This is a genomic window from Saccharopolyspora soli (assembly GCF_022678645.1).
GTDB lineage: Bacteria > Actinomycetota > Actinomycetes > Mycobacteriales > Pseudonocardiaceae > Saccharopolyspora > Saccharopolyspora soli.
The window spans coordinates 1-18,957 of record NZ_JALBWV010000108.1; the positions used below are offsets into that span (position 1 = coordinate 1).

21 protein-coding genes, 1 tRNA gene and 1 pseudogene are annotated in these 18,957 nt (G+C 68.1%); 4 read left to right on the top strand and 19 right to left on the bottom strand.

Features of this window, described 5'->3' with window-relative positions; all coding sequences use genetic code 11:
• Positions 1-78: 78 nt before the first annotated feature.
• The 6 genes and pseudogenes from MOQ72_RS41685 to MOQ72_RS41710 all read right to left on the bottom strand — a co-directional run.
• A pseudogene (locus MOQ72_RS41685) lies at positions 79-287 on the bottom strand (IS5/IS1182 family transposase); the annotation flags it as partial.
• Positions 288-401: 114 nt separating this feature from the next.
• Entirely contained in the window at positions 402-752 is a 351-nt protein-coding gene (gene frdD / locus MOQ72_RS41690) for a fumarate reductase subunit FrdD (RefSeq protein ID WP_242191514.1), read from the bottom strand.
• Positions 745-1,128, bottom strand: coding sequence for a fumarate reductase subunit C (locus tag MOQ72_RS41695; RefSeq protein ID WP_242191515.1), 384 nt, complete (start codon positions 1,126-1,128; stop codon positions 745-747). Before MOQ72_RS41695 ends, frdD begins: the two co-directional genes overlap by 8 nt.
• Positions 1,125-1,868 carry a succinate dehydrogenase/fumarate reductase iron-sulfur subunit gene (locus MOQ72_RS41700; protein ID WP_242191516.1) on the bottom strand — a complete coding sequence of 248 codons (744 nt, stop codon included), beginning with the start codon at positions 1,866-1,868 and terminating at the stop codon, positions 1,125-1,127. The genes MOQ72_RS41695 and MOQ72_RS41700 overlap by 4 nt, the downstream gene beginning before the upstream one ends.
• A gap of 4 nt (positions 1,869-1,872) precedes the next feature.
• Complete coding sequence (gene frdA, locus MOQ72_RS41705) at positions 1,873-3,615, bottom strand: fumarate reductase (quinol) flavoprotein subunit (RefSeq protein WP_242191517.1); 1,743 nt, start codon at positions 3,613-3,615, stop codon at positions 1,873-1,875.
• A gap of 35 nt (positions 3,616-3,650) precedes the next feature.
• Positions 3,651-3,884 carry a hypothetical protein gene (locus MOQ72_RS41710; protein ID WP_242191518.1) on the bottom strand — a complete coding sequence of 78 codons (234 nt, stop codon included), beginning with the start codon at positions 3,882-3,884 and terminating at the stop codon, positions 3,651-3,653.
• 832 nt (positions 3,885-4,716) lie between these two features.
• On the opposite strand from MOQ72_RS41710, the gene MOQ72_RS41715 reads away from it, so the two are divergent.
• The 3 genes from MOQ72_RS41715 (at position 4,717) to MOQ72_RS41725 (ending at position 5,713) form a co-directional block, all read left to right on the top strand.
• Entirely contained in the window at positions 4,717-4,998 is a 282-nt protein-coding gene (locus tag MOQ72_RS41715) for a hypothetical protein (RefSeq protein WP_242191519.1), read from the top strand.
• A 218-nt stretch (positions 4,999-5,216) separates the two neighbouring features.
• On the top strand, positions 5,217-5,516 hold the full coding sequence (locus tag MOQ72_RS41720) for a site-specific integrase (RefSeq protein WP_242191520.1): 300 nt from the start codon (positions 5,217-5,219) through the stop codon (positions 5,514-5,516).
• Positions 5,517-5,566: 50 nt separating this feature from the next.
• On the top strand, positions 5,567-5,713 hold the full coding sequence (locus MOQ72_RS41725; RefSeq protein WP_242191521.1) for a site-specific integrase: 147 nt from the start codon (positions 5,567-5,569) through the stop codon (positions 5,711-5,713).
• Positions 5,714-6,153: 440 nt separating this feature from the next.
• Here MOQ72_RS41725 and MOQ72_RS41730 read toward each other — a convergent pair.
• The 13 genes from MOQ72_RS41730 to mftA all read right to left on the bottom strand — a co-directional run bounded on the left by MOQ72_RS41730 (position 6,154) and on the right by mftA (position 18,096).
• Positions 6,154-6,227, bottom strand: a tRNA-Pro gene (locus MOQ72_RS41730).
• A gap of 84 nt (positions 6,228-6,311) precedes the next feature.
• Complete coding sequence (gene mftE, locus MOQ72_RS41735) at positions 6,312-7,004, bottom strand: mycofactocin biosynthesis peptidyl-dipeptidase MftE (RefSeq protein WP_242191522.1); 693 nt, start codon at positions 7,002-7,004, stop codon at positions 6,312-6,314.
• Positions 7,001-8,362 carry a mycofactocin biosynthesis glycosyltransferase MftF gene (gene mftF / locus MOQ72_RS41740; RefSeq protein ID WP_242191523.1) on the bottom strand — a complete coding sequence of 454 codons (1,362 nt, stop codon included), beginning with the start codon at positions 8,360-8,362 and terminating at the stop codon, positions 7,001-7,003. Before mftF ends, mftE begins: the two co-directional genes overlap by 4 nt.
• On the bottom strand, positions 8,359-9,141 hold the full coding sequence (locus tag MOQ72_RS41745; RefSeq protein ID WP_242191524.1) for a mycofactocin-coupled SDR family oxidoreductase: 783 nt from the start codon (positions 9,139-9,141) through the stop codon (positions 8,359-8,361). The genes mftF and MOQ72_RS41745 overlap by 4 nt, the downstream gene beginning before the upstream one ends.
• Positions 9,138-9,986, bottom strand: coding sequence for a mycofactocin-associated electron transfer flavoprotein beta subunit (locus MOQ72_RS41750; RefSeq protein ID WP_242191525.1), 849 nt, complete (start codon positions 9,984-9,986; stop codon positions 9,138-9,140). Before MOQ72_RS41750 ends, MOQ72_RS41745 begins: the two co-directional genes overlap by 4 nt.
• Before the next feature lies 1 nt (position 9,987).
• A complete protein-coding gene (locus MOQ72_RS41755) occupies positions 9,988-10,278 on the bottom strand; it encodes a ferredoxin family protein (protein WP_242191526.1) in 291 nt (96 codons plus the stop codon).
• 9 nt (positions 10,279-10,287) lie between these two features.
• Positions 10,288-11,592 carry an FAD-dependent oxidoreductase gene (locus tag MOQ72_RS41760; protein ID WP_242191527.1) on the bottom strand — a complete coding sequence of 435 codons (1,305 nt, stop codon included), beginning with the start codon at positions 11,590-11,592 and terminating at the stop codon, positions 10,288-10,290.
• Positions 11,585-12,523 (bottom strand): mycofactocin-associated electron transfer flavoprotein alpha subunit, encoded by a 939-nt coding sequence (locus tag MOQ72_RS41765; RefSeq protein WP_242191528.1) that lies wholly within the window; start codon positions 12,521-12,523, stop codon positions 11,585-11,587. Before MOQ72_RS41765 ends, MOQ72_RS41760 begins: the two co-directional genes overlap by 8 nt.
• Complete coding sequence (locus MOQ72_RS41770) at positions 12,520-14,463, bottom strand: mycofactocin system FadH/OYE family oxidoreductase 2 (protein ID WP_242191529.1); 1,944 nt, start codon at positions 14,461-14,463, stop codon at positions 12,520-12,522. The genes MOQ72_RS41765 and MOQ72_RS41770 overlap by 4 nt, the downstream gene beginning before the upstream one ends.
• Positions 14,460-16,397 (bottom strand): mycofactocin system FadH/OYE family oxidoreductase 1, encoded by a 1,938-nt coding sequence (locus MOQ72_RS41775; protein WP_242191530.1) that lies wholly within the window; start codon positions 16,395-16,397, stop codon positions 14,460-14,462. The genes MOQ72_RS41770 and MOQ72_RS41775 overlap by 4 nt, the downstream gene beginning before the upstream one ends.
• The gene (gene mftC / locus MOQ72_RS41780; protein WP_242191531.1) at positions 16,394-17,587 is read right to left on the bottom strand and encodes a mycofactocin radical SAM maturase; all 1,194 of its coding nucleotides are present in this window, start codon (positions 17,585-17,587) and stop codon (positions 16,394-16,396) included. The genes MOQ72_RS41775 and mftC overlap by 4 nt, the downstream gene beginning before the upstream one ends.
• A 126-nt stretch (positions 17,588-17,713) precedes the next feature.
• A complete protein-coding gene (mftB, locus tag MOQ72_RS41785) occupies positions 17,714-17,986 on the bottom strand; it encodes a mycofactocin biosynthesis chaperone MftB (protein ID WP_242191532.1) in 273 nt (90 codons plus the stop codon).
• A 2-nt stretch (positions 17,987-17,988) separates the two neighbouring features.
• Positions 17,989-18,096, bottom strand: coding sequence for a mycofactocin precursor MftA (gene mftA, locus MOQ72_RS41790; protein WP_242191533.1), 108 nt, complete (start codon positions 18,094-18,096; stop codon positions 17,989-17,991).
• Between the two features lie 95 nt (positions 18,097-18,191).
• On the opposite strand from mftA, the gene mftR reads away from it, so the two are divergent.
• Positions 18,192-18,797 (top strand): mycofactocin system transcriptional regulator MftR, encoded by a 606-nt coding sequence (gene mftR / locus MOQ72_RS41795; protein ID WP_277955463.1) that lies wholly within the window; start codon positions 18,192-18,194, stop codon positions 18,795-18,797.
• Positions 18,798-18,957 lie beyond the last annotated feature (160 nt).

Consider the following 18,957-nt stretch of genomic DNA (forward strand, 5'->3'; position numbering starts at 1 on the left):
ACTACGGTGACCGGGTCACCGTGCAGTAATCGACAAGGCGATCACATCATCGCCCACAAGATTCCTGACACTCCCGTCTCATTTGCCGAGTTTCTTGTAGCAGGTGAGCGCGGCGGCAAGGGCGAGGAAGCCGCAGAACAGGGTGCCGTAGTGCTCGTAGCGGAGGGTGAGTCGGCGGATCCGAACAGCCAGGCAATGGTGCGTTCGATGACCCACCGGTGTCAGCCGAGTTTCGTGCTGGACTCGATGCCCTTGCGGGCCAGGCGGGGGACGATGCCTCGGTTGCGCAGCCAGTCACCTGCCAGGGCCGCGGCGGTCGGTGGTGGGCGGATCACCGAGCAGAGGCCCGTCTCATGCCTGGGCATGAGGATCAGCGCTTACGTGTGTCCAACGCTGTCAGCTCAGGCGCTGAGGATCAGGTATCCGGTCGCGACCGATCCGCACACTGCTCCGCCGTAGCAGGTCAGCACGATCAGTGGGTTCAGCCGCTTGAGGCGCAGGCCGTCGTGAAGGGTGTAGCGGAAGCGATGTGCCCAGTGGAAGAGCGAGAGCACGCAGAGCACCAGCAGGATCAGCTTGGTGACCGGATGCCGTAGGACCGACAACAGGTGCGCGGGATCGGGGGCCAGCCAGCCCAGCGGGAAAGCGATCCCGAACAGCACCAGAAGCACCGGGATCAGCAGTGCGGCAACCAGCCCGCCGGCGCTGAACAACAACCACAGCACTGGCTCCGGAGATCTTCTCCTAGCCACCGAGAATCACCCAGATCACGATCGCCGACAGCACCACCCACAGCGCGTAGTGGGCGGCCAGAACCCAGGGCTGGGGAACTCGCCTGCCGCGGATCCGGATCACCAGGGCCTGCGGTGCCAGGCCGAACCAGGTGACGGCGTGCAGCAGCAGGAACAGCAGGGCGATCACGTTCAGCGCGAGCATCCATCCGCTTGCACTCAAGGCGAGGAACTGCTGGTAGCGACCCGAACCGAGGGCGTGCACCAACAGCAAGAGGAACACCACGAACCACGCGACGAAGACGCTGCTCAACTCACGCAGCACGAAGACGAAGTACGATCGACGCCGCAGCCACCAGAAGGTCGAGACCGGCCTTCGGTACGGTCCCGCGCTCATCGGTTTCTCCCAGGTAGCAGGAAATCCTTGAGTGCCTCTACCGCAGCCGTGAGCTTGTAGCGCTGGATCGCACCCGCCGGATCGACGTCCTTGGGGCATGCACTGGTGCACTCCCCGACGAACGTGCAGGCCCAGACCCCTTCCGCCGCGGAGAGGGCATCCCTTCGCTCGGGTTCGCCCTGATCGCGGGAGTCCAGGTTGTAGCGCTGGGCCAGAGCGATGGCGGCGGGACCGATGAAGTCGGGTTCGAGGGCGTAGACCGGGCATGCGGCATAGCAGAGCATGCAATTGATGCACATGCTGAACTGCTCGTATTCCTGCCTTTCGGACGGTGTTTGCAGGAACTCGCCTTCGTCTAGTGGCTTCTCGGTCTCCCGGATGAGCCAGGGCCGGACTTCGGTCAGTTTGTGCATGAAGTCGCCGATGTCGACGACGAGATCGCGGATCACCGGGAAGTTGTGCAGCGGTTCGACCCGGACTGGTCCAGGCGCGTAGTCGGACAGGAAGGTCTCGCAGGTCAGCTTGGGTTCGCCGTTGACGGTCATCCCGCAGCTCCCGCAGATGCCCATCCGGCAGGACCAGCGGTAGGACAGCGTTCCGTCCAGGTGGTCCTTGATGTGGTTGAGGCCGTCGAGAACCACCCATTCCTTGCGCACCGGAACCTCGTAGTGCTGCAGGACGGGTTCGGTTTCCTGCTCCGGTCGGTAGCGCGTGACCTCGAGCAACATCCGGTCCGGCATGGCGCTACCTCCCGTAGACGCGTTCGGACGGCGGCCAGCGGGTGATCGTCACCGGCAGGTAGGCCACTCGACAGGTTCCGTCCGGTTCACGGTGGGCCAGGGAATGGGCGAGGAAGCGTTCGTCGTCCCTGGCAGGGAAATCGGTGCGTTGGTGCGCGCCGCGCGACTCCGCACGCCGCAGCGCGCACGTGACGATGCTTTCGGCGACGTCGAGCATGAACGACAGTTCCAGCGTGGCGACCAGTTCGGTGTTGAACACCCGGCTGCGGTCGTCGATCGCGGCATCACTGAACCGCTCGCGCAATCGCTGCAGTTCGTTTGCGGCCTTGGCCAGGGAGCCTTCGTCGCGGTAGATGCCCGCGCCGTTCTCCATTGTTTCCTGCATCTCGGTCCGCAGGTCCGCGATGCGGTCCGGGCCCTCGCCCTGGCGGGACAGCCACTTTTCGAGCCGATGTCGTTCATCCTTGGCCTGCGCGTGTACGGCTTGGGACTCGGCGTCGCCGGCTGAAGCGGCGAAGGCGGCCGCGGCCCGCCCCGCGCGGGCGCCGAACACGAGCAACTCCGGCAGCGAGTTGGAACCCAGCCGGTTGGCGCCGTTGATGTTGACGCACGCTGCCTCGCCTGCGGCGTAGAGCCCGTCTAGACCTGCGGCGCCGTCGAGGTCGGTGTGAATTCCACCCATCATGTAGTGGATCACCGGGCGTACCGGGATCAGCTCCCGGACAGGGTCGATGTGCTCATACCTCGCACACAGCTCCCTGACGAAGGGGAGCTTCGCGTCGATGACGTCGGCACCGAGATGCCGCAGGTCCAGGTGGACGATGGGGCCGTACGGCGTGTCCGTGGTGCGGCCCTTGGCGACCTCGTGCACGAACGCCTGCGACAGCCGGTCGCGCGGACCGAGTTCCATGCTGCGCAACACCGGTCCCGGTTCGGGTCGGCCGAGGTCGTAGTCCTGAAGGTAGCGGTAGCCGTCCTTGTTCAGCAGCCATCCGCCTTCGGCCCGCGCGGCCTCGGTGATCAGGATCCCGGTGAACGGCAGGCCGGTCGGGTGGTACTGCGGGAATTCCATGTCCTTCAGCGGTGCACCCGCCCGATATGCCAGCGCCATGCCATCACCGGTCTTGATGTTAGCGTTGGTGGTGAACGGATAGACCCGCCCGCAGCCGCCGGTGCACATGATCACGGCCTTGGCGATGATCGTCTCGATCCGGCCAGTGGCCAGTTCGATCGCCACCACGCCGCCCACCCGTCCGTTGTCGACCAGCAGGCTCGTGACGAACCACTCGTCGTACCGGACGATGTCCTGATAGGACAGTGTGGTTTGGAAGAGCGTGTGCAGCATGTGGAATCCGGTCTTGTCCGCGGCGAACCAGGTGCGCTTTTTCCGCATGCCGCCGAACGCCCGGACCGCGATGTGGCCGTCTGGCGTGCGGCTCCACGGACAGCCCTGGTGTTCGAGCCGGAGCAGTTCGCGCGGTGCTTCACCGACGAAAGCCTCGACCGCGTCCTGATCACACAACCAGTCGCTGCCGGAAACGGTGTCGTAGGCGTGCTCGTCGAGGCTGTCGTCGCCACCCGCGACAGCAGCCGCACCGCCCTCGGCGGAAACGGTGTGGCTGCGCATCGGATAGACCTTGGAAACGATCGCGACGCTCAACCTCGGATCGGCCTCGGCGACGGCGATGGCGGCGCGCAGCCCCGCGCCACCGCCACCGACGACGAGGACGTCGTGTGCGACCGCCATAGCGACACCACCTCGACGCTCGCCGAATGCTCTGGTCAGCCCTCGTGGTCCGCGCTGTGCTCATCGGCCAGCACCTTGCCGTCGTGCTGGACGGTGGCGATCCGGACGCTGCCGTCGTGGAACTCGTGCCGCGTCCGACGGCAACCGCATGCGTAGGTCAGGTCGTCGAAGACCAGCCCGGCGGCGTCACTCTCGCGGTGCCGCCGCCCCTCTTCGAACCGCCCGCAGGGAGCCCGCTGCCGGGCGACGTGAATCGTCGTGCCGACCATCACCCACCTCCCTAATGACCGAACCCCAGAATAGAACAAATGGCCCAAATCGGGCGCATCCAACTCGGTCCAGGACCGACGGGCGCACCGCGAGCACGGACCGCGCGACCGATGAGCCCGAGGTTCCGGCCGAGCACGAGCGGGACCAGCGGCACTGAGCAGAGCGCGATCCGGCGCTTTACCTGTCGGTGCAGTTTGCGCTGGTGCTGCCCGCGAGGTTGAACACGACGACGCTAACCGCGCAGTCAGCGACGCACAGCTACTCACCCGCCGACCTTGGTGTCATCGGTTCGATCACACCGGGTCATCGCGCCAATGGTAAAAATCACCTTTTGCGCTAGGTTTCTAAAAAGTTTGGGAACCGTCGAATAATCACACCTACCTCCATGTCACGAGGCTGACTGTTTCGCCGATGGCTTCCTTTGGCGATCGTGATCCAGAATTGGCCGTACGCCGATTTCGTCGGACAGCAGTTCTGTGTTGGGATGCATGCCGCCTGGCGGGTGCCCGAACCACTGCAGGACGCCTTCATGATCCGCCGGCCGATGTGCGGTCTGCGGCTTGGATGCTGGCGGAAGGCTATCTGAAGGTCGGTTCTGGCCTCAGCCACATGAGCGATCTTGGTCTCCCGGGCGTGTGGCTGATGAGTATCCGGGAGCTCTCAGGCACTGATCGCGCGGTAGACCTGCGCCGTGATCTTTCGTGCAGAGCGGGCGGTGGCCGCCCCGCGCACTGCGTCAGCGGGCCCGCATGGTGCCTGAAGCACCGAGCGGGCGTTGCGGTGGTAGAGCACGTGATCTGACCGGACACTGGTCGGCAGGGTCCAGCCCCGGTGAACGGGAAGGCCCAGCAGCAGGAGCATCGGGAGAAGGCAGGTAAATCATTGAGCCAGCAGGAACCGAGTTTCGAACACGACATCCGTCCCCTGTTTCGGCCAGAGGACATCGAGGCGATGTCGGGGCTGTTCGACCTTTCTTCCTACCAGGACGTACGCTCCAACGCCGATAAAATCTACGAAGAGCTCTCGAACGGCAGTATGCCCTGCGACGAAGCCTGGCCTGCCGAACGGGTTCAGCTATTCGAGAGCTGGATCAACACAGGCTATCCGCGCTGAAATCCGCCGGCCCTCATCGCGGGACAGCGGAAGGTGGGATCGTTACGGGAAAGAGGACGGCACGCCCGGATCGATTCCCGGATTCTCGTCTTAAGAGGGAAGCCGAGAAGAAAGCAAACGAGATCGATAGCGGTCGACGGCGCGGCACGTTCCTCGATCCCGACGTCGGCAAACTCTGTGTCAGTGACTGGGCACAGGCATGGCTGGATGCTCTTGATGTGGAAGCCGCCACCGAGTCCCAGTACCGCAGCCTCCGCAACCACATCCTCCCTCTCTGGGGCACCACGTCACTCTGCGACATCGCAGGGTCAGCGGTGCACGGCTGGTCCAACAGCCTCCGCACCAAGGGCTACGCCAGCTCCACAGTCACCACCATCGTGAAGATCCTCTCGATGATGCTCGCCGACACCACGCGTGAGCGACTCATTCCCGTCAACCCCATTCGCCCTCAACGACGCGGCAAACGCCGCCGCACACCCCGATGGGAAGCCCTCTGGCCACCCCCGAACAAGTTCTGAAGATCGCCGTACAAGCCGCTGTTGCAGTCGGACATTGGGCCGGCGTCCTGATGATCACCGCCGCCTACACCGGCGCCCGCTGGGGCGAACTCGCCGGGCTGCAACGACACAACACGCACCTCAAGGACGGCTGTATCGTGATCGACCCCGACATCGGTGCCACTACGAAGTCGACGGCACGCCCACCGAAAACCTAGGACTCCGCCCGCAACATCTCCCTGCCACTGTTTCTCACCGAGATGCTGCGCGCCCACCTCGACACAAACCACCACGGCCGCCCGCGGGCAGCCGTGACGACCCCAACGGACACCTTCCAAGGGATAAGAATTGCAAAAACGACGCAATACGCCCAAACCCACCTCAAACGCCGCCAACAATCGCCAACTGACTCACGGCCGTTCGCGACACATCAGCACAGGTGGGATCCGTTACCGAATATTCATCAACAACTACACAGTGCAACCAGCGAACGCGACCCCATTTGCACGTTCCGTCAAAACCTGACGCCCACGCTCCTGATTCGCTCCTGGACGACGCATTCGATCTTGTCCAGGCGATCAAACCGTGATCCACACCAGAACACGAAAAAGCCCGCCGACCTGCACTTACGTGCCAAGTCAGCGGGCTCTTCCGACCGTCGGGACGACAGGATTTGAACCTGCGACCCCTTGACCCCCAGTCAAGTGCGCTACCAAGCTGCGCTACGTCCCGGCCTCACCTCTTGGGGTGTGGTCGTAGCTTAGCGCACCTTCGGATCCGCGATCATCGGGGCCCTGACTCTCTCCTCGGGGACCGTCATCCGGCCTGGTCGTCGTGGTGGGGCCAGGCGTCCACCGCCGCTGTCAGGGCCGTTGTCCATGCTTCGAGGATTTGGGCGCCCTCCTCGCCCGTTGCTCCTCGGGGGTCTCCTAGGACTCCGTTTTCGCTGGTTGCGCGTACTCCTTCGGTTCGGAGTCGGTCCAGCAGGTTCGGCAGTGGTGTGGTGTTGCCGGGTTCCGCTCGGTCCAGGCGCACCGCGTCCGGGCGGAGGGCTAGCAACACCGATGTTTCGGTGCGGCCCGCGTGGGTGTCGTCCGGGCGCCCGGTTGGTGTCCAGGCTAGGACCCGGCGGCCTTCCGCTCGCGCCGTCGTGACCGCGCGGCGGACCGGTTCCGCATTGCCTCCGTGGGCCGACACCAGTACGACTCCCGCGAACGCGTCGGCGGAGCGGATGAGTTCCACGAGCAGTCGCTCGATCGCTTCCTGACCAATCGACAACGTGCCGGGGAAGCCCGCGTGCTCTCCGCTGGAGCCGTAGGTCACCGGCGGCGCGACCAGGGCAGATCTGCGCTGGGCGAGTCGGGCGCACAGCTCCACCGCTATCTCCGTGTCGACGGTGAACGGCAGGTGGGGGCCGTGTTGTTCGGTCGCGCCGACCGGGACCGCTAGGACGCTGTGCTCGGCGACTTCGGCGATCTCCGGCCAGGTCAGGTCCGCCAGGCGGGTCATCGCTGCGCCTGGTCCGACACCGGGACGCTGCTTCGGCCGCCGCCGTCGGACAGCGAGGGCAGCAGCGCCGCGGGACTCCTCGACTTGAGGGCGCCGCGCAGCACTCCGCAGCCGTATGCCACGTCGTCGGCGATGCGCGCCAGGCTCCACCGGATCGGGTCCAGTGGCGGGCGTTGGCGGGTCCAGTCCAGCAGGTGCCGCAGCGCCACCAGGCCGAGCACGATCCGGCCCCGGCGGCTGAGCATCAGCACCGGGATCGCTATCGGCGCCCAGGCCCGGCCGATGGCGTCGGCGAAGGTGCGCCCGGCGCCGACGTTGCCCTGCACCGCCAAGCGCAGCGATTCGCTGGTGGGGACGCCGATCTTGCCGAGCTTCCGGGACAGCAGAACCGCCGCGCCGCCGACCACGGCGATACCGACGCCGGTCCGCCCGGTGAGGACCAGCGCCCACGCCAACGCGCTCCACAGCGACGCCCGCACGGGCGCGACAGCCGCACCGTGCCGCTGCGCGAGAGGTCCGGCTGAGCTGCCGTAGTCGAACCGTTGGCGCAGCAGGGCGCTCCAACTCGCACGCGGAGCGTGTTGGACGGTCGCGGTCGGCTCGTAGCGCACCAGGTGCCGCTGGGCGATCAGGCGCCAGATCAGGTCGACGTCTTCGCCGAAGCGGAGATCCTCGTCGAAGCCGTCCAACTCGCGGAGTGCCGCCACGCGGACCACCAGAGCGGCCGTTGGGACGTAGCTGATCCGGCCGCCCGGTCGCACCAGGCCCGGTTCGGTCCCCAGGTCGAGCGGGGACTGGGTGCTCTCGTAGCGGGTGAGGGCCGTGTTCGCGGGCGAGCTGCGGACACGGGGTGCCACTGCTGCCACCGCGGGGTCTTCGAAGTGGCGCAGCACGGGTTCGAGCCAGCCCGGTTCCGGAACCGTGTCGGCGTCCAGGAACACCACGAGCGGCGTGCGGGCCAGCCGCCAGCCCGCGTTCCGGGCCGCCGCCGGGCCTCGGGCGACGTCGTGGCGCACCGCCGCTCCCGGTACCGGCCGCTTGGATCCGTCGTCGACCACGATGACCTCGGACTTGCCCAGCGCGGCCAGGAGGTCTGTCGGGTCCGCGTCGCGCACCGGGATCACAGCCGTCACATCCTCCGGGCGGGACTGCGCCGCGTCGTAGTGCGGGTGCATCATTCCCGCTCGGACCAGACGTCGCGCGAGGCTGCCGGACGCGGGTTTGCCCTCGATCCAGTCGTTGACGAGGTCCGCTCCCCTGGCGCTGAGCCGCATCACGCGGAACGGGGCTCCGCCAGCCAGGATTCGCCCGTCGTCCCAGCGGAGCAGGCCGGGGTCGGGCACCAGTCGCATGGTCATGCCGTGAAGCCTCCGTCGGCGTGGACGACGGTTCCGGTGATCGCCGAGGCCTCTTCGCCGCACAGCCAGCACACCGCTGCCGCTACCTCATCGGGTTCCAGCAGGCGTTCGACGAGCTGGTGTTGGCTGAACTCCTCGACATCCGGCAGGTCGTAGTAGGCCGCCGTCGCGGTCAGCATGTCCGTCCGGGTCGATCCTGGGGACACCGCGGTAGCCGCGATTCCGGTGCCGCGCAGATCGGTGGCGAGACCGCGGATCAGCCCGACCACCGCGTGCTTGGCCGCGTTGTACCCGGCGAGGTGGTAGAGGCCGCGGTGCGCGGCCGAGGATGCGAGGGCGACGAAGCGACCGGATCGGGGTTGCGGGCGTTGCAACAGCAGCGGAACTGCCGCGCGCGCCAGGTTCGCCACGCCCCGGACACCGACGTCGAACAGGGCGCCCCACTGCTCGTCCGTGGTCTCCCAGAGCGGTTGGCCACCGGCCATGACCGCTGCCGCCGCTACCGCCGCGTCGAGGCCGCCGAACTCGGCTTCCGCCACCGCGACAGCTTTCCGGAGGGCCGCCTCGTCGCGAACATCCGCGGCGACGTCGCGCACCGAATCCGGCCAGCGCTCTGCCAGCGTCCGCAGTTGGGCTCGGGTGCCCAGCGGGTACGAGGCGCCTGGGATGTCCGCGCAGACATCGACGGCGACCACGCGCCATCCCTCGGTGGCGAGGCGTTCCACCACCGCTGCGCCGATTCCGCGGGCGGCACCCGTCACGACCGCGACTCTGCTCACGAAGTCCCCCTGGTGTAGCCGTGGCGTTGCAGGTAGTCCAGCAGTTCGTCGGCCGCTTCGGCCGCCGACAGCGGTCCGATGACGGTCGGTGGTATGCGCTCCTGCAATGCGCCGGTCAGTTCGAGGACCCGATCGTGCGCTGTCGCGCCGGTCGGGACTGGCAGTTCCCTGGGACGTGGGCGGTGTGGGCGGCCGACTGCTCGTCCCGGCTGCCGCCGCTCGCCGGGGATCACCTGCACTGCCGCCTGCTGCGCGGCCAGCAGCGCTGGCAGGCTCGCCCGCCGTAGGCGCACCCCGGCGGCTTCGACTGACACGACCGCTGGCCGGGGTAGCCGGAGCACTTCTCGGCTGCCGCCGTCGAGTCGGCGATGGGCGAGGATCGACTGCCCCTCGGTTTCGATCTTCACGACACCGAGCGCCTGCGCGGCACCGAGTCGCGCGGCCAGGAAGGCCGGTGTCGTTCCCGTCCCGCCATCGGCCGATCTGTCCCCGCACAGCACGAGATCCGGGCTGCGCCCGCGCAGCGCCGATGCGATCGCCTTTGCCGTGTCGGCACCGTTTTTCGCCAGCGAGCTGGGTGCCAACGGGTCGTCCCGATCGACTCGGATCACTTCGTGCGCACCGGCTGCCAGCGCGGTTCGCAGCACCTCGTCCGCCGCCGCTGGTCCCACCGTCACCGCGAGCACGCGACCGTCGAATCGTTCGGCGAGGCGGAGGCCGTGTTCCAGGGCGGCCTGTTCGGCCGCGTTGCTGCCCCGGTCGCGTCCATCGGCGTCGAGGCCGCCGGTGAGCGGATCCACCGCGACACGTTGCCAGGACCAGCCCAAGGCCACCACGATCTCCATGTCAGCCCTTCCGGAACACGACGCCGTGCCCGCCGTCGGGGTAGGTCCAGGTGATGGCGCCAGCGGAGTTGCAGATCTGGTAGCAGGTGCCGCATTCGAAGCATTGCTCGTAGTTGAACAGGATTCCGCCGTCGCCGGTGGGCACGAACAGCTTCGCCGGGCAGGCGTGCACGCATTCCTTGGTGGTGCAGGACCGGCAGATGTCGGAGTCGACGGTGATGTGCGGGCGCTCGCCGACGTGGAAGTCGACGGTGCCCATCCGGTCTTCGAACGAAATGTCGCGGTATGGCACGTTGCCTCCTCAGCCGAAGACCCGGAATCCGGCCCAGGCGTCCGCGGCGAGCTGGCGCAGCCGGAGGCCGTGTCGGGTGGCCGTGCGGCGGAACAGCTTGCCGAGTCCGGGTTTCGGTTCCGGGTTGCGGACCGTGAAGACCTCCTGGGCGAAATCGCAGAGCAGTCGCGGGTAGCGCTGCTGGACCCGCTCGGAGAGGACCAGGTGCGGTGCGCCCCGCAGGTTCTTGTGGTCGGTCAGCACGAAGTTGCGCTCCATCCGCTCGCGGTAGCCGCCGAGTTGGTCGACCTCGCCCGCGGCGATGGCTTCGGCTGCCGTTCGCCCCGCCGCGAGGCCCGAACCGATGGCGAAGTTGACCCCTTCCAGCCAGATCCCGGCCGCCAGGCACATCGCAGCCGCGTCCCCGGCGACCAGCAGGCCGTCCGCGGTGAGCTTCGGCATGCTCCGGTAGCCGCCTTCCGGGATGAGGTGCGCCGAGTACTCCTTCAGCTCGGCACCCCGCAGGTACGGCGCGATGGCGTGGTGCGCCTTGAGATCGGCGAGGACCTCTTCCGGACGCCGCCCCGATTTGGCCAGCCCGGTCAGCGACAGCACCACGCCGACGCTGACGGTCTCGCGGTTGGTGTAGAGGAAACCGCCGCCTGGGATGTCGCCGGTGCAGCCGAGGATCTCGACATCTGCGCCTTCGTCGCCGCTGAGGCCGAAGCGTTCCTCGATCGTTCTCCGCGGTAGGGCAAGCGTTTCCTTCACCCCGAGCGTCTGGTTCTCGGCGTCGGTGTCGGGGAGCAGACCGGCTTGCTTGGCCAGGAACGAGTTGACCCCGTCGCAGGCGATGACCAGCTGCGCTCGGATGTCGCCGTCCGGCCGATCGGTGCGGACGCCGACCACCCTGCCGGACGGGTCGCGCAGCAGTTCGGTGGCGACGGTGGAGGTCACCAACCGCGCACCGGCCGCCACGGCTTTGCCCGCCAGCCACGCGTCGAAGTCCGCGCGGTAGGTCGTCATCCCGTTGTACGGCGCGGTTCCCCAGTCGTCGGTGCGGAAGTCGACGGTGAGCGCTTGGGTGGGGGTCATCATCATGGTGCTGCGGCGGGTGACCCAGCGCTGCACCGGCACGTCCTCCCACCAGGCGGGCAGCACGTCGTCGAGAACCCGGCCGTACACGACGCCGCCGTAAACGTTCTTCGCGCCGGGGAACGGTCCGCGCTCCAGCAGGATCACGTCGCACCCGGCCCGAGCCAGCTCCAACGCCGCGGCCGAACCGGCCGGACCCGCCCCGACCACCACGACGTCCACATCGGACTGCTCAGCCATCGGCGGCTCCGTTCAGTCGGCGCGCCAGTTCCCGCAGGACTTCGGGTGCGTCGGCGACGATGCCCAGGTCGGCCATCGCCGTCATCGGGCACGAAGGGTCGGTGTTCACGCTGATCACCTGCGCTGGGCGGCCCAAGCCGCCCACGTGCTGCGCGGCTCCGGAGATCCCGAAGGCCACGTACAGGTCGGGGTCGACCACGACTCCCGTCGTGCCGATCTGCCGGTCGTGGGCGGCCCACCCGGCATCGGTGACCACGCGCGTCGCACCGGCGGAGGCGCCCAGCGCGGCAGCCACCGAAGTCAGCGTCCGCATCACCGCCGCGCCGTCGTCGCCTGGCCGCACGAGTCCGGCCCCGCCGCCCAGAATGCGCTTCGCCTCGGTCAGTTCGACCGTTTCCGGCTCCGGCTCCAGGACCTCGACGAGCTCAGCATCGAGGACGTCGTCCGGCAGGTTCACCGCCAACTCGACCGGGTCCGGCGGCGGTACCGGTTGCGGAATCCCGCGCACACCTGGGATGAGGGTCACCACGACCGGTTCGTCGAACTCCACCCGCACTTCCAGGGAATCGTCCAATCTGGACAGATCGGCCTCGTCTGCGGTGCACCGCAGGGCACCGGCGAACAGCGGCCGTTCGCACCGGAAAGCCAAGCGCGCAGCGAGGTCCCGGCTGTCCGGAGATGCCGGTAGCACCACGACATCGACCGGTTCGAGCAGCGGCGCCAGTGCCGCCGCCAACGCGCCGGGCGCGACCAATGGCACTTCGATCGTCCAGATTCGCCGCGCTGCGGTGAAAGAACGCGCCGCTTCCCGCGTGCCCGTGCCGACCGCGAAGACCGCTCCGCTGCATTCGGCCGCTGCTTCGTCGGCGCCGCCCGGTAGCGTCCCGGCGCGCACGACCACCACGGCGAGCATCTTCGGAAGTTCGTTCACAGGCCCACCGCCACTCGATGTCCTTCGACGACAGCAGCGTGCGCGCGCCGCGGCGCGAGGCAGTCGCCGATCCGGTGCACCGGGAACGGGGCCTGCTTCAATTCGTGCCACAGCGCGTCGTCCGGAGTCTGGTGCGCCGCGCACACCACCCAGTCGAACCTGGCCTCGGCCGTGGTTCCGGTGGTGTGCTTGAGGATCTGCAGCACGACACCGTCCGGCTCGGCTGATGCCGACATCACGACCTCGTCGGTGCGCTGCTCGATGCCTTTCGCGTGCGCGCGGACGTTGAACGTTTCCACGTCCAGTGTCACGCCCAGGTCCTGGCACACCACCATGCCCGGCGTGGAGATCTGCACCCGGCAACCGCGGTCGGCCAGCAGCTCGGCGACCGAGGACGCCTGGTGGAATCCCAGCTCGTCGACCACCAGCACGTCGCCTTCCGGTGCGACGCGGCCCTCCAGCACATCGCGGACATCGACAACGCGGTCCACTGCCCAGTGCACCGGCTGCGGCCGGGCACCTGTCGCGAGCACGACCGCATCGGGGCGCTCAGCGCACAACATCTCGGCCGTCGCGGCGACTCCGGTCTTGATATCCACCCCGTAGCGTTCGCACTCCGCGCGCAGGTTGCGCACCACGTCGAGGAATTCCGCGCGGCTGGGAACCGTTGCGGCGACCGCGACTTGCCCGCCGGTGGTCTGCTCCCGCTCGAACAAGGTCACGTGGTGGCCTCGCTCCGCTGCGGTCGACGCGGCCTGCAGTCCCGCTGGTCCTCCGCCGACGACGAGCACCCTCCGGCGCGTCCGGGGTATCGGCAGCGGCACGGATTCCCGTCCGGTGCGGGGATTCTCGATGCAGCCCAGCCAGCGGTTCAGGCCCATCCGCCCGACGCATTCCTGGTTGCACGACAAGCAGGTTCGAATGTCGCCGCGGTGCCCGGACCTGGCTTTGGCGACGAAGTCCGGGTCCGCGATCTGCCCGCGCACGACGCCGACCAGGTCGCAGTGCCCCTCTTCCAGGGCCCGCTCGGCTTGCAGCGGATCTTTGATCCGCCCCACCCCCACGACCGGGAGTTGCACGGCGCGGCGGATCGCGTTGGAGATGAACAGCGCGTAGCCCGGCGGAATCGCCATCGACGCCTCGATCATGTAGAGCGTCGAAGTCGCCACGCCGATCGAAGTGTTGATGTAGTCGACCTTGCCGGGGTCAGCCACCATCCGTGCGACCTCGACCGCTTCGCCGATGGTGGTGCCGCCCTCGATCAACTCGTCACCGCACAGCCGCACGCCCAGCGCCCGAGAAGGACCGAGTGCTTCCCGCACCGCGTCGATGATCTCCAACAGGATGCGGGCGCGGTTGGCCAGCGAGCCGCCGTAGGCGTCGGTGCGTTCGTTGGTCGCCGGGGAGAGGAAACCCCGCACGATCGACGAGTGCGAGCACTGCAACTCGACGCCGTCGAACCCGCCTTCGGCGCAGTGCCCGGCGACAGTGCCGTACCCGGCCACCACCTCGGCGATCTCGCCGGTGTCGATCGCCTTGGGCACTTCCCGGAACATCGGGTCCGGCACGGCGGACGGCGCCCACACGGGCAGCCGCGAGTACATCGACGACGCCTGCCCGCCGTTGTGGTTGAGCTGGGCGAAGATCGGGACTCCGTGGGCGTGGACGGCCTCGGTGATCCGGCGGTACCCGGCGATGGCCGATGGGCGGAAGCCGTGGATCAGCTTCTCGTACGGCCAGTCCGTCGGGTGCGTCGAGTGCTCCTCGGTGATCACCAGGCCCGCGCCACCGGCAGCGCGCGCCGCGTAGTAGGCGGCGTGCTGCTCGCTGGGCAGCCCGTCCTGGGCGTAGTTCGTCAGATGCGCGGAGAAGACGATCCGGTTGCGCACCGTGATGGGGCCGATTCGCAGCGGCGAGAACAGGTAGCGGTGGCCGCTCATCGCGCCCCCGCCCCGACCAGCCGTGGTTCGGCGATCTCGTACGCCGCGCGGCGGCCTTCCAGGATCGCCTCGTGGATCGTCCTGGGCGCCACGCAGTCACCGGCTCGCGGCCACTCCGGCAGCGCCGGGTTCGGCAGGCGGTGCCCACAATGGATCAGCGCGGCACAGGGCAGGTCTCGCCGCTCGGCGGTGAAGGCGTCTTCCAGGACCACGTGATCGGGGTGGACCTCCCGCAGCAGCGAGCGCTTCGCCAACCGCACCCCGGCCCGCTGCAGGCGGGCGTTGGCATCGGCCAGGTCGCCGGTCAGCGCCAACTGGGTGCCCACGACCTGGTCTTGCGTGACGATCGCGGTGTCCCTGCCCTGCCCGGCCAGCAGTTCGGCGACTCCGACGCCGACGGCATCCCCGACCGGATCGAACACCACCAGCGGACCGTCGGGCACGGCACCACCGGTCAGCAGGTCCACGACGTCGACAACGGTGCCACCGCGAATCTCGTACCGACGCGGACCCGGCACGGACCCGATCGCGACCAGCACATCCCTTTCGGCATCCACATCCGTGACCTCGGTGCCGAGCGTGACGCGCACGCCGAGCCGATGCACTTCCGCTTCCAGCCAGTCCACGAGCCGCCGCAGCCGAGCGCGCCCACCGACTTCCGCCGCCCACCGCGCGGCACCGCCGAGCCGGTCGGTCTTCTCGACGATCTCCACTGCATGTCCGTGCATGGCCAGCACCCGCGCCGCTTCCAGCCCGGCAGGCCCACCGCCGACGACGAGCACGTCCCGCCGCCGGGTCGTGAGTGCGGAAGCGGGTTGGAGCGCGCTTTCGCACTCACGACCATCGGTCTCGTGGCCGCTGGACGGCTCGCCGATGCAGGACACGATGGGATTGCGGTTGTCCCGGACCATGCACTTCTGGTTGCACAGCACGCACGGCCGGACCCGCTCCGGGTGCCCTGCGCGGAAGAACTCGACCAACTCAGGGTCGGCGATCTGGGCTCGGGTCATCTCGACCAAGTCGGCGACGCCGTCGTCCAATGCCCGCTGGGCTTGCTCCGGATCCACTACGCTGCCTTGCAACACCACCGGAACCGGGTGGGCGATGTCGCGGATCTGGTGGCAGAGTTCGATGTTGAAGCCGGGTTCGGTGTGCAGGTCGGGTCGGGTCGCCGAAGTCGTCATCGCGGATCCGCGCACCACGACCAGGTAATCGACCAGATCCCGCACCGCCTCGACGATTCCGGTTGCCTGGTCCGGGGTGATGCCCGCCCAAGGGGCGAGTTCGTCGCAGGCCAGCCGCAGCCCCACCACGCCGTCACCGATCGCCCCGCGGACCGCGACGAGGACCTCGTGCAGCAGCCGGGTTCGGTCCTCGCCGTAGCCGTCCGCGCGCTGGTTGGTGAGGCCGGACAGGAACTGGCGCAGCAGGGCGTGCTGACCGGCCTCGACCTCGACGCCGTGCATTCCGCTGCGCACAGCCGATTCCGCCGCCTCGGCGAAGCTCGCGACGAGCTCGTCGATCTCGCCCTGCTCCATCTCCATCGGCATCTCGCGGCTGACCACATCGGGCACACGGGACGGCGCCCACAGCGCGCATTGCGAGAACGCCGAGGAACCCTGCGAACCGGCATGGCCGAGACCGGCGAGCACCACCGCGCCGTGCGGCCGACACGCGTCAGCCACGGCCGCCCATCCAGTGCGGCACTCGGTGGCCAGCGGGGCGCGTTCGTAGGGCCAGTCGGAGGGGTGCGTACTGGCCGTCTCGGTGACGATCACGCCAGCACCACCGGCCGCCCGAGCCGTGTAGTAGGCCACGTGGCGGTCGGAAATCTCCCGGCCACGGCCCAGATTCGTCTCGTGCGGGCCGAACAGCACCCGCGACGGTGCCACCACCCCGCCCAACCGAACCCCGTCGGTCAGCCTGGAACTCACAACTGGCTCGCCAGCGGACTGGAATCGCAGGGCTTCGCCGGAACCGACGGCATGCCCAACCCCACCCGCCGCGACGACCGGGAGTGGTCCTGCGCCGCCTTCGGCAAACCGGATCTGTCCACAACGGACAGTGCGGTCGCGCCGTGCCCCTGCACGCATTCCGGATCCGGGCCGTCCAGCGGCAGGCCGGTGAAGAACTTCGCCGCCATGCAGCCGCCCTGGCACGAGTCGAACGCCGAGCAGGACTGGCACGCGCCGCCGGACTGCGGCTGCCGCAGCTCCGCGAACAGTGCCGATTCCCGCCACACCCTTGTGAATCCGCCGACATCGCGCACGTTCCCGGCCTTGAACGCGTCGTGGATCGCGAACGGACAGGCGTACACATCACCGACCGGGTCGATCAGGCACACCACCCGGCCCGCCCCGCACAGGTTCAACCCCGGCAACGGTGTCGAACCCAACGCGTTCAAGTGGAAGAACGAGTCGCCGGTGAGCACGTCCTCGCCGTGCTCGACCAACCAGTCGTAGATCTCCCGCTGCTGCGCATCCGTCGGGTGCAGCTCGTGCCACACGTCGGCGCCACGCCCCGACGGGCGCAACCGGGTGATCCGCAACTGCGCGCCGAACCGGTCCGCGATCGCTTGGAAATCGTCCAACTGCACAACGTTTTGCCTGGTCATCACCACCGATATCTTGAAATCCCGCATACCTGCGGCGGAGAGGTTCGCCAGTGCGCGCATCGCCATGTCGAACGAACCCGGCCCGCGAACGGCGTCGTTCACCTCGCGCGTCGCCCCGTCCAACGAGATCTGCACGTCCACGTAGTCGGTTGCCGCCAGTTGCGCGGCGCGCTGGCGGTCGATGCGCAGGCCGTTGGTGGAGAACTTCACGCCCACCTGGTGCTCGACGGCGTAGTCCAGCAGCTCCCAGAAGTCCGGGCGCACCGTCGGCTCACCGCCACCGACGTTGACGTAGAAGACCTGCATCCGCTGCAACTCGTCGACCACGGCCTTCATCTCGGCGGTGCTCAACTCGCGCGGATCCCGCCGCCCGGACGAGGAAAGGCAGTGCTCACAGGCCAGGTTGCAGGCGTAGGTCCACTCCCAGGTCAGGCAGATCGGGGCGGCCAGCCCGCCCTTGAACTGCTCGACCAGCGAGGGAACGCGCGCCGGTTCGCAGACCGCGGTCATTCTCGCCTCCACTTCGAGGTTGTGCGGCTCGGTCGCGTCGTGCTCCGGGCACGGGGCGAGTGGTTCGCAATTTCGCGAGAAAATGCAAACCTTTCCCGGTTGGGTGGCAATCGGTCGCCGGGCGGATCATCGGGGTCGGATCATGTCCGTGGCGGCCAGCGAGGCCAACGCGCGCCGGAACTGCGCCCGCCGGTCCTCCGGCACGCCCAGCAGCGCTTCCTCGACGCTGGCGTGCTCGCCCAAACCACGCACCAAGTCCACCAGCTCGGGAACTTTCAAGAAAGACAACTTGCGGTTGCCGAAGTGGTACGCGAGCGCCCCGAACGGCTCGGGACGCAACGCGACCTGCGGGTTCAACTGATAACCCAGGCTCGAATCGAACTCCGCTGCGCTGGCCACCGCTAGTAGACCCCGCACATCCCGTCGATCGAGACCTCCTCCACCAACAGCTCCTCTTCGACCGCCGGTTCGGCGACGACCGTGCCAACTTCGTGCTGCTCGTCAGCCATGCGATGCTCCTCATCGGCGTGGGCCGAGCCTCCTCGGCCACCGGAGCCACCGTATTTGCACCGAGTGCATTTTGGAAGACCTGGAGAGACATCCGTTGCGGCACAACACCGTTGGCGCAATCCCGCGATCCGGCGGGCGGCGGAAGGTGACCACCGCCGCCGAACTGGAGCAGGTCGCCTTCGAACTCTTCGACGAGCAGGGCTTCGAGCACACCACCGTCACCGACATCGCCCGCGCGGCGGGAATCGCCCGTCGGACGTTCTTCCACTACTTCCCGTCGAAGAACGACGTCCCGTGGGGCGACTTCGACCGCGAGCTGGCCCGGATGCGCGCGGATTTCCGCGCCTCACCAGCGAAAACCCCGCTGATGGAGGCGATTCGGCACTGCCTCGTCGAGTTCAACCGGGTCGCCCCGGAACAGATCCCGGCGCACCGGCGCCGGATGCGCCTCATCCTCGGCGTACCCACGCTCCAAGCGCACTCGACGCTGCGGTTCCAAGCCTGGCGGCAGGTGATCGCGGAATTCGTCGGCAACCGCCTCGGACAGCCCGCCGACGCCCTCGCCCCGCAGACCATCGCGCACGCCACCCTCGGCGTCGCCCTCGCGGCCTACGAACGCTGGCTCGACGAACCCGAAACCGAGCTCACCGAATTGCTCGACACCGCGATGCGCGAACTCGCCGCCAGCTTCCAGTCGTGAGTGCGCAACCGGCCGCCAACCCGATTACGCACTCACGACCCCGTTCAGGTGAGGGGTGAGGGGCACCCTTTACCAAGTAAGTTGGTTGTTCAGTCTTGGGTGATGTGACGCGGTTTGTGTCTCGGTGGTGGTGACACACCCGGGCTGGGTGATGTTGCGT

Coding starts and splice junctions, on each gene's coding strand:
- mftF (WP_242191523.1), bottom strand. CDS start 8,362: ATGACCATGCGACTGGTGCCCGACCCCGGCCTGCTCCGCTGGGACGAC.
- MOQ72_RS41750 (WP_242191525.1), bottom strand. CDS start 9,986: ATGGAGATCGTGGTGGCCTTGGGCTGGTCCTGGCAACGTGTCGCGGTG.
- MOQ72_RS41700 (WP_242191516.1), bottom strand. CDS start 1,868: ATGCCGGACCGGATGTTGCTCGAGGTCACGCGCTACCGACCGGAGCAG.
- mftC (WP_242191531.1), bottom strand. CDS start 17,587: ATGACCGCGGTCTGCGAACCGGCGCGCGTTCCCTCGCTGGTCGAGCAG.
- mftE (WP_242191522.1), bottom strand. CDS start 7,004: ATGACCCGCCTGGCGGACCTGACCTGGCCGGAGATCGCCGAAGTCGCC.
- frdA (WP_242191517.1), bottom strand. CDS start 3,615: ATGGCGGTCGCACACGACGTCCTCGTCGTCGGTGGCGGTGGCGCGGGG.
- mftA (WP_242191533.1), bottom strand. CDS start 18,096: ATGGCTGACGAGCAGCACGAAGTTGGCACGGTCGTCGCCGAACCGGCG.
- MOQ72_RS41760 (WP_242191527.1), bottom strand. CDS start 11,592: ATGGCTGAGCAGTCCGATGTGGACGTCGTGGTGGTCGGGGCGGGTCCG.
- MOQ72_RS41725 (WP_242191521.1), top strand. CDS start 5,567: ATGATCACCGCCGCCTACACCGGCGCCCGCTGGGGCGAACTCGCCGGG.
- MOQ72_RS41695 (WP_242191515.1), bottom strand. CDS start 1,128: ATGAGCGCGGGACCGTACCGAAGGCCGGTCTCGACCTTCTGGTGGCTG.
- MOQ72_RS41710 (WP_242191518.1), bottom strand. CDS start 3,884: ATGGTCGGCACGACGATTCACGTCGCCCGGCAGCGGGCTCCCTGCGGG.
- MOQ72_RS41770 (WP_242191529.1), bottom strand. CDS start 14,463: ATGAGCGGCCACCGCTACCTGTTCTCGCCGCTGCGAATCGGCCCCATC.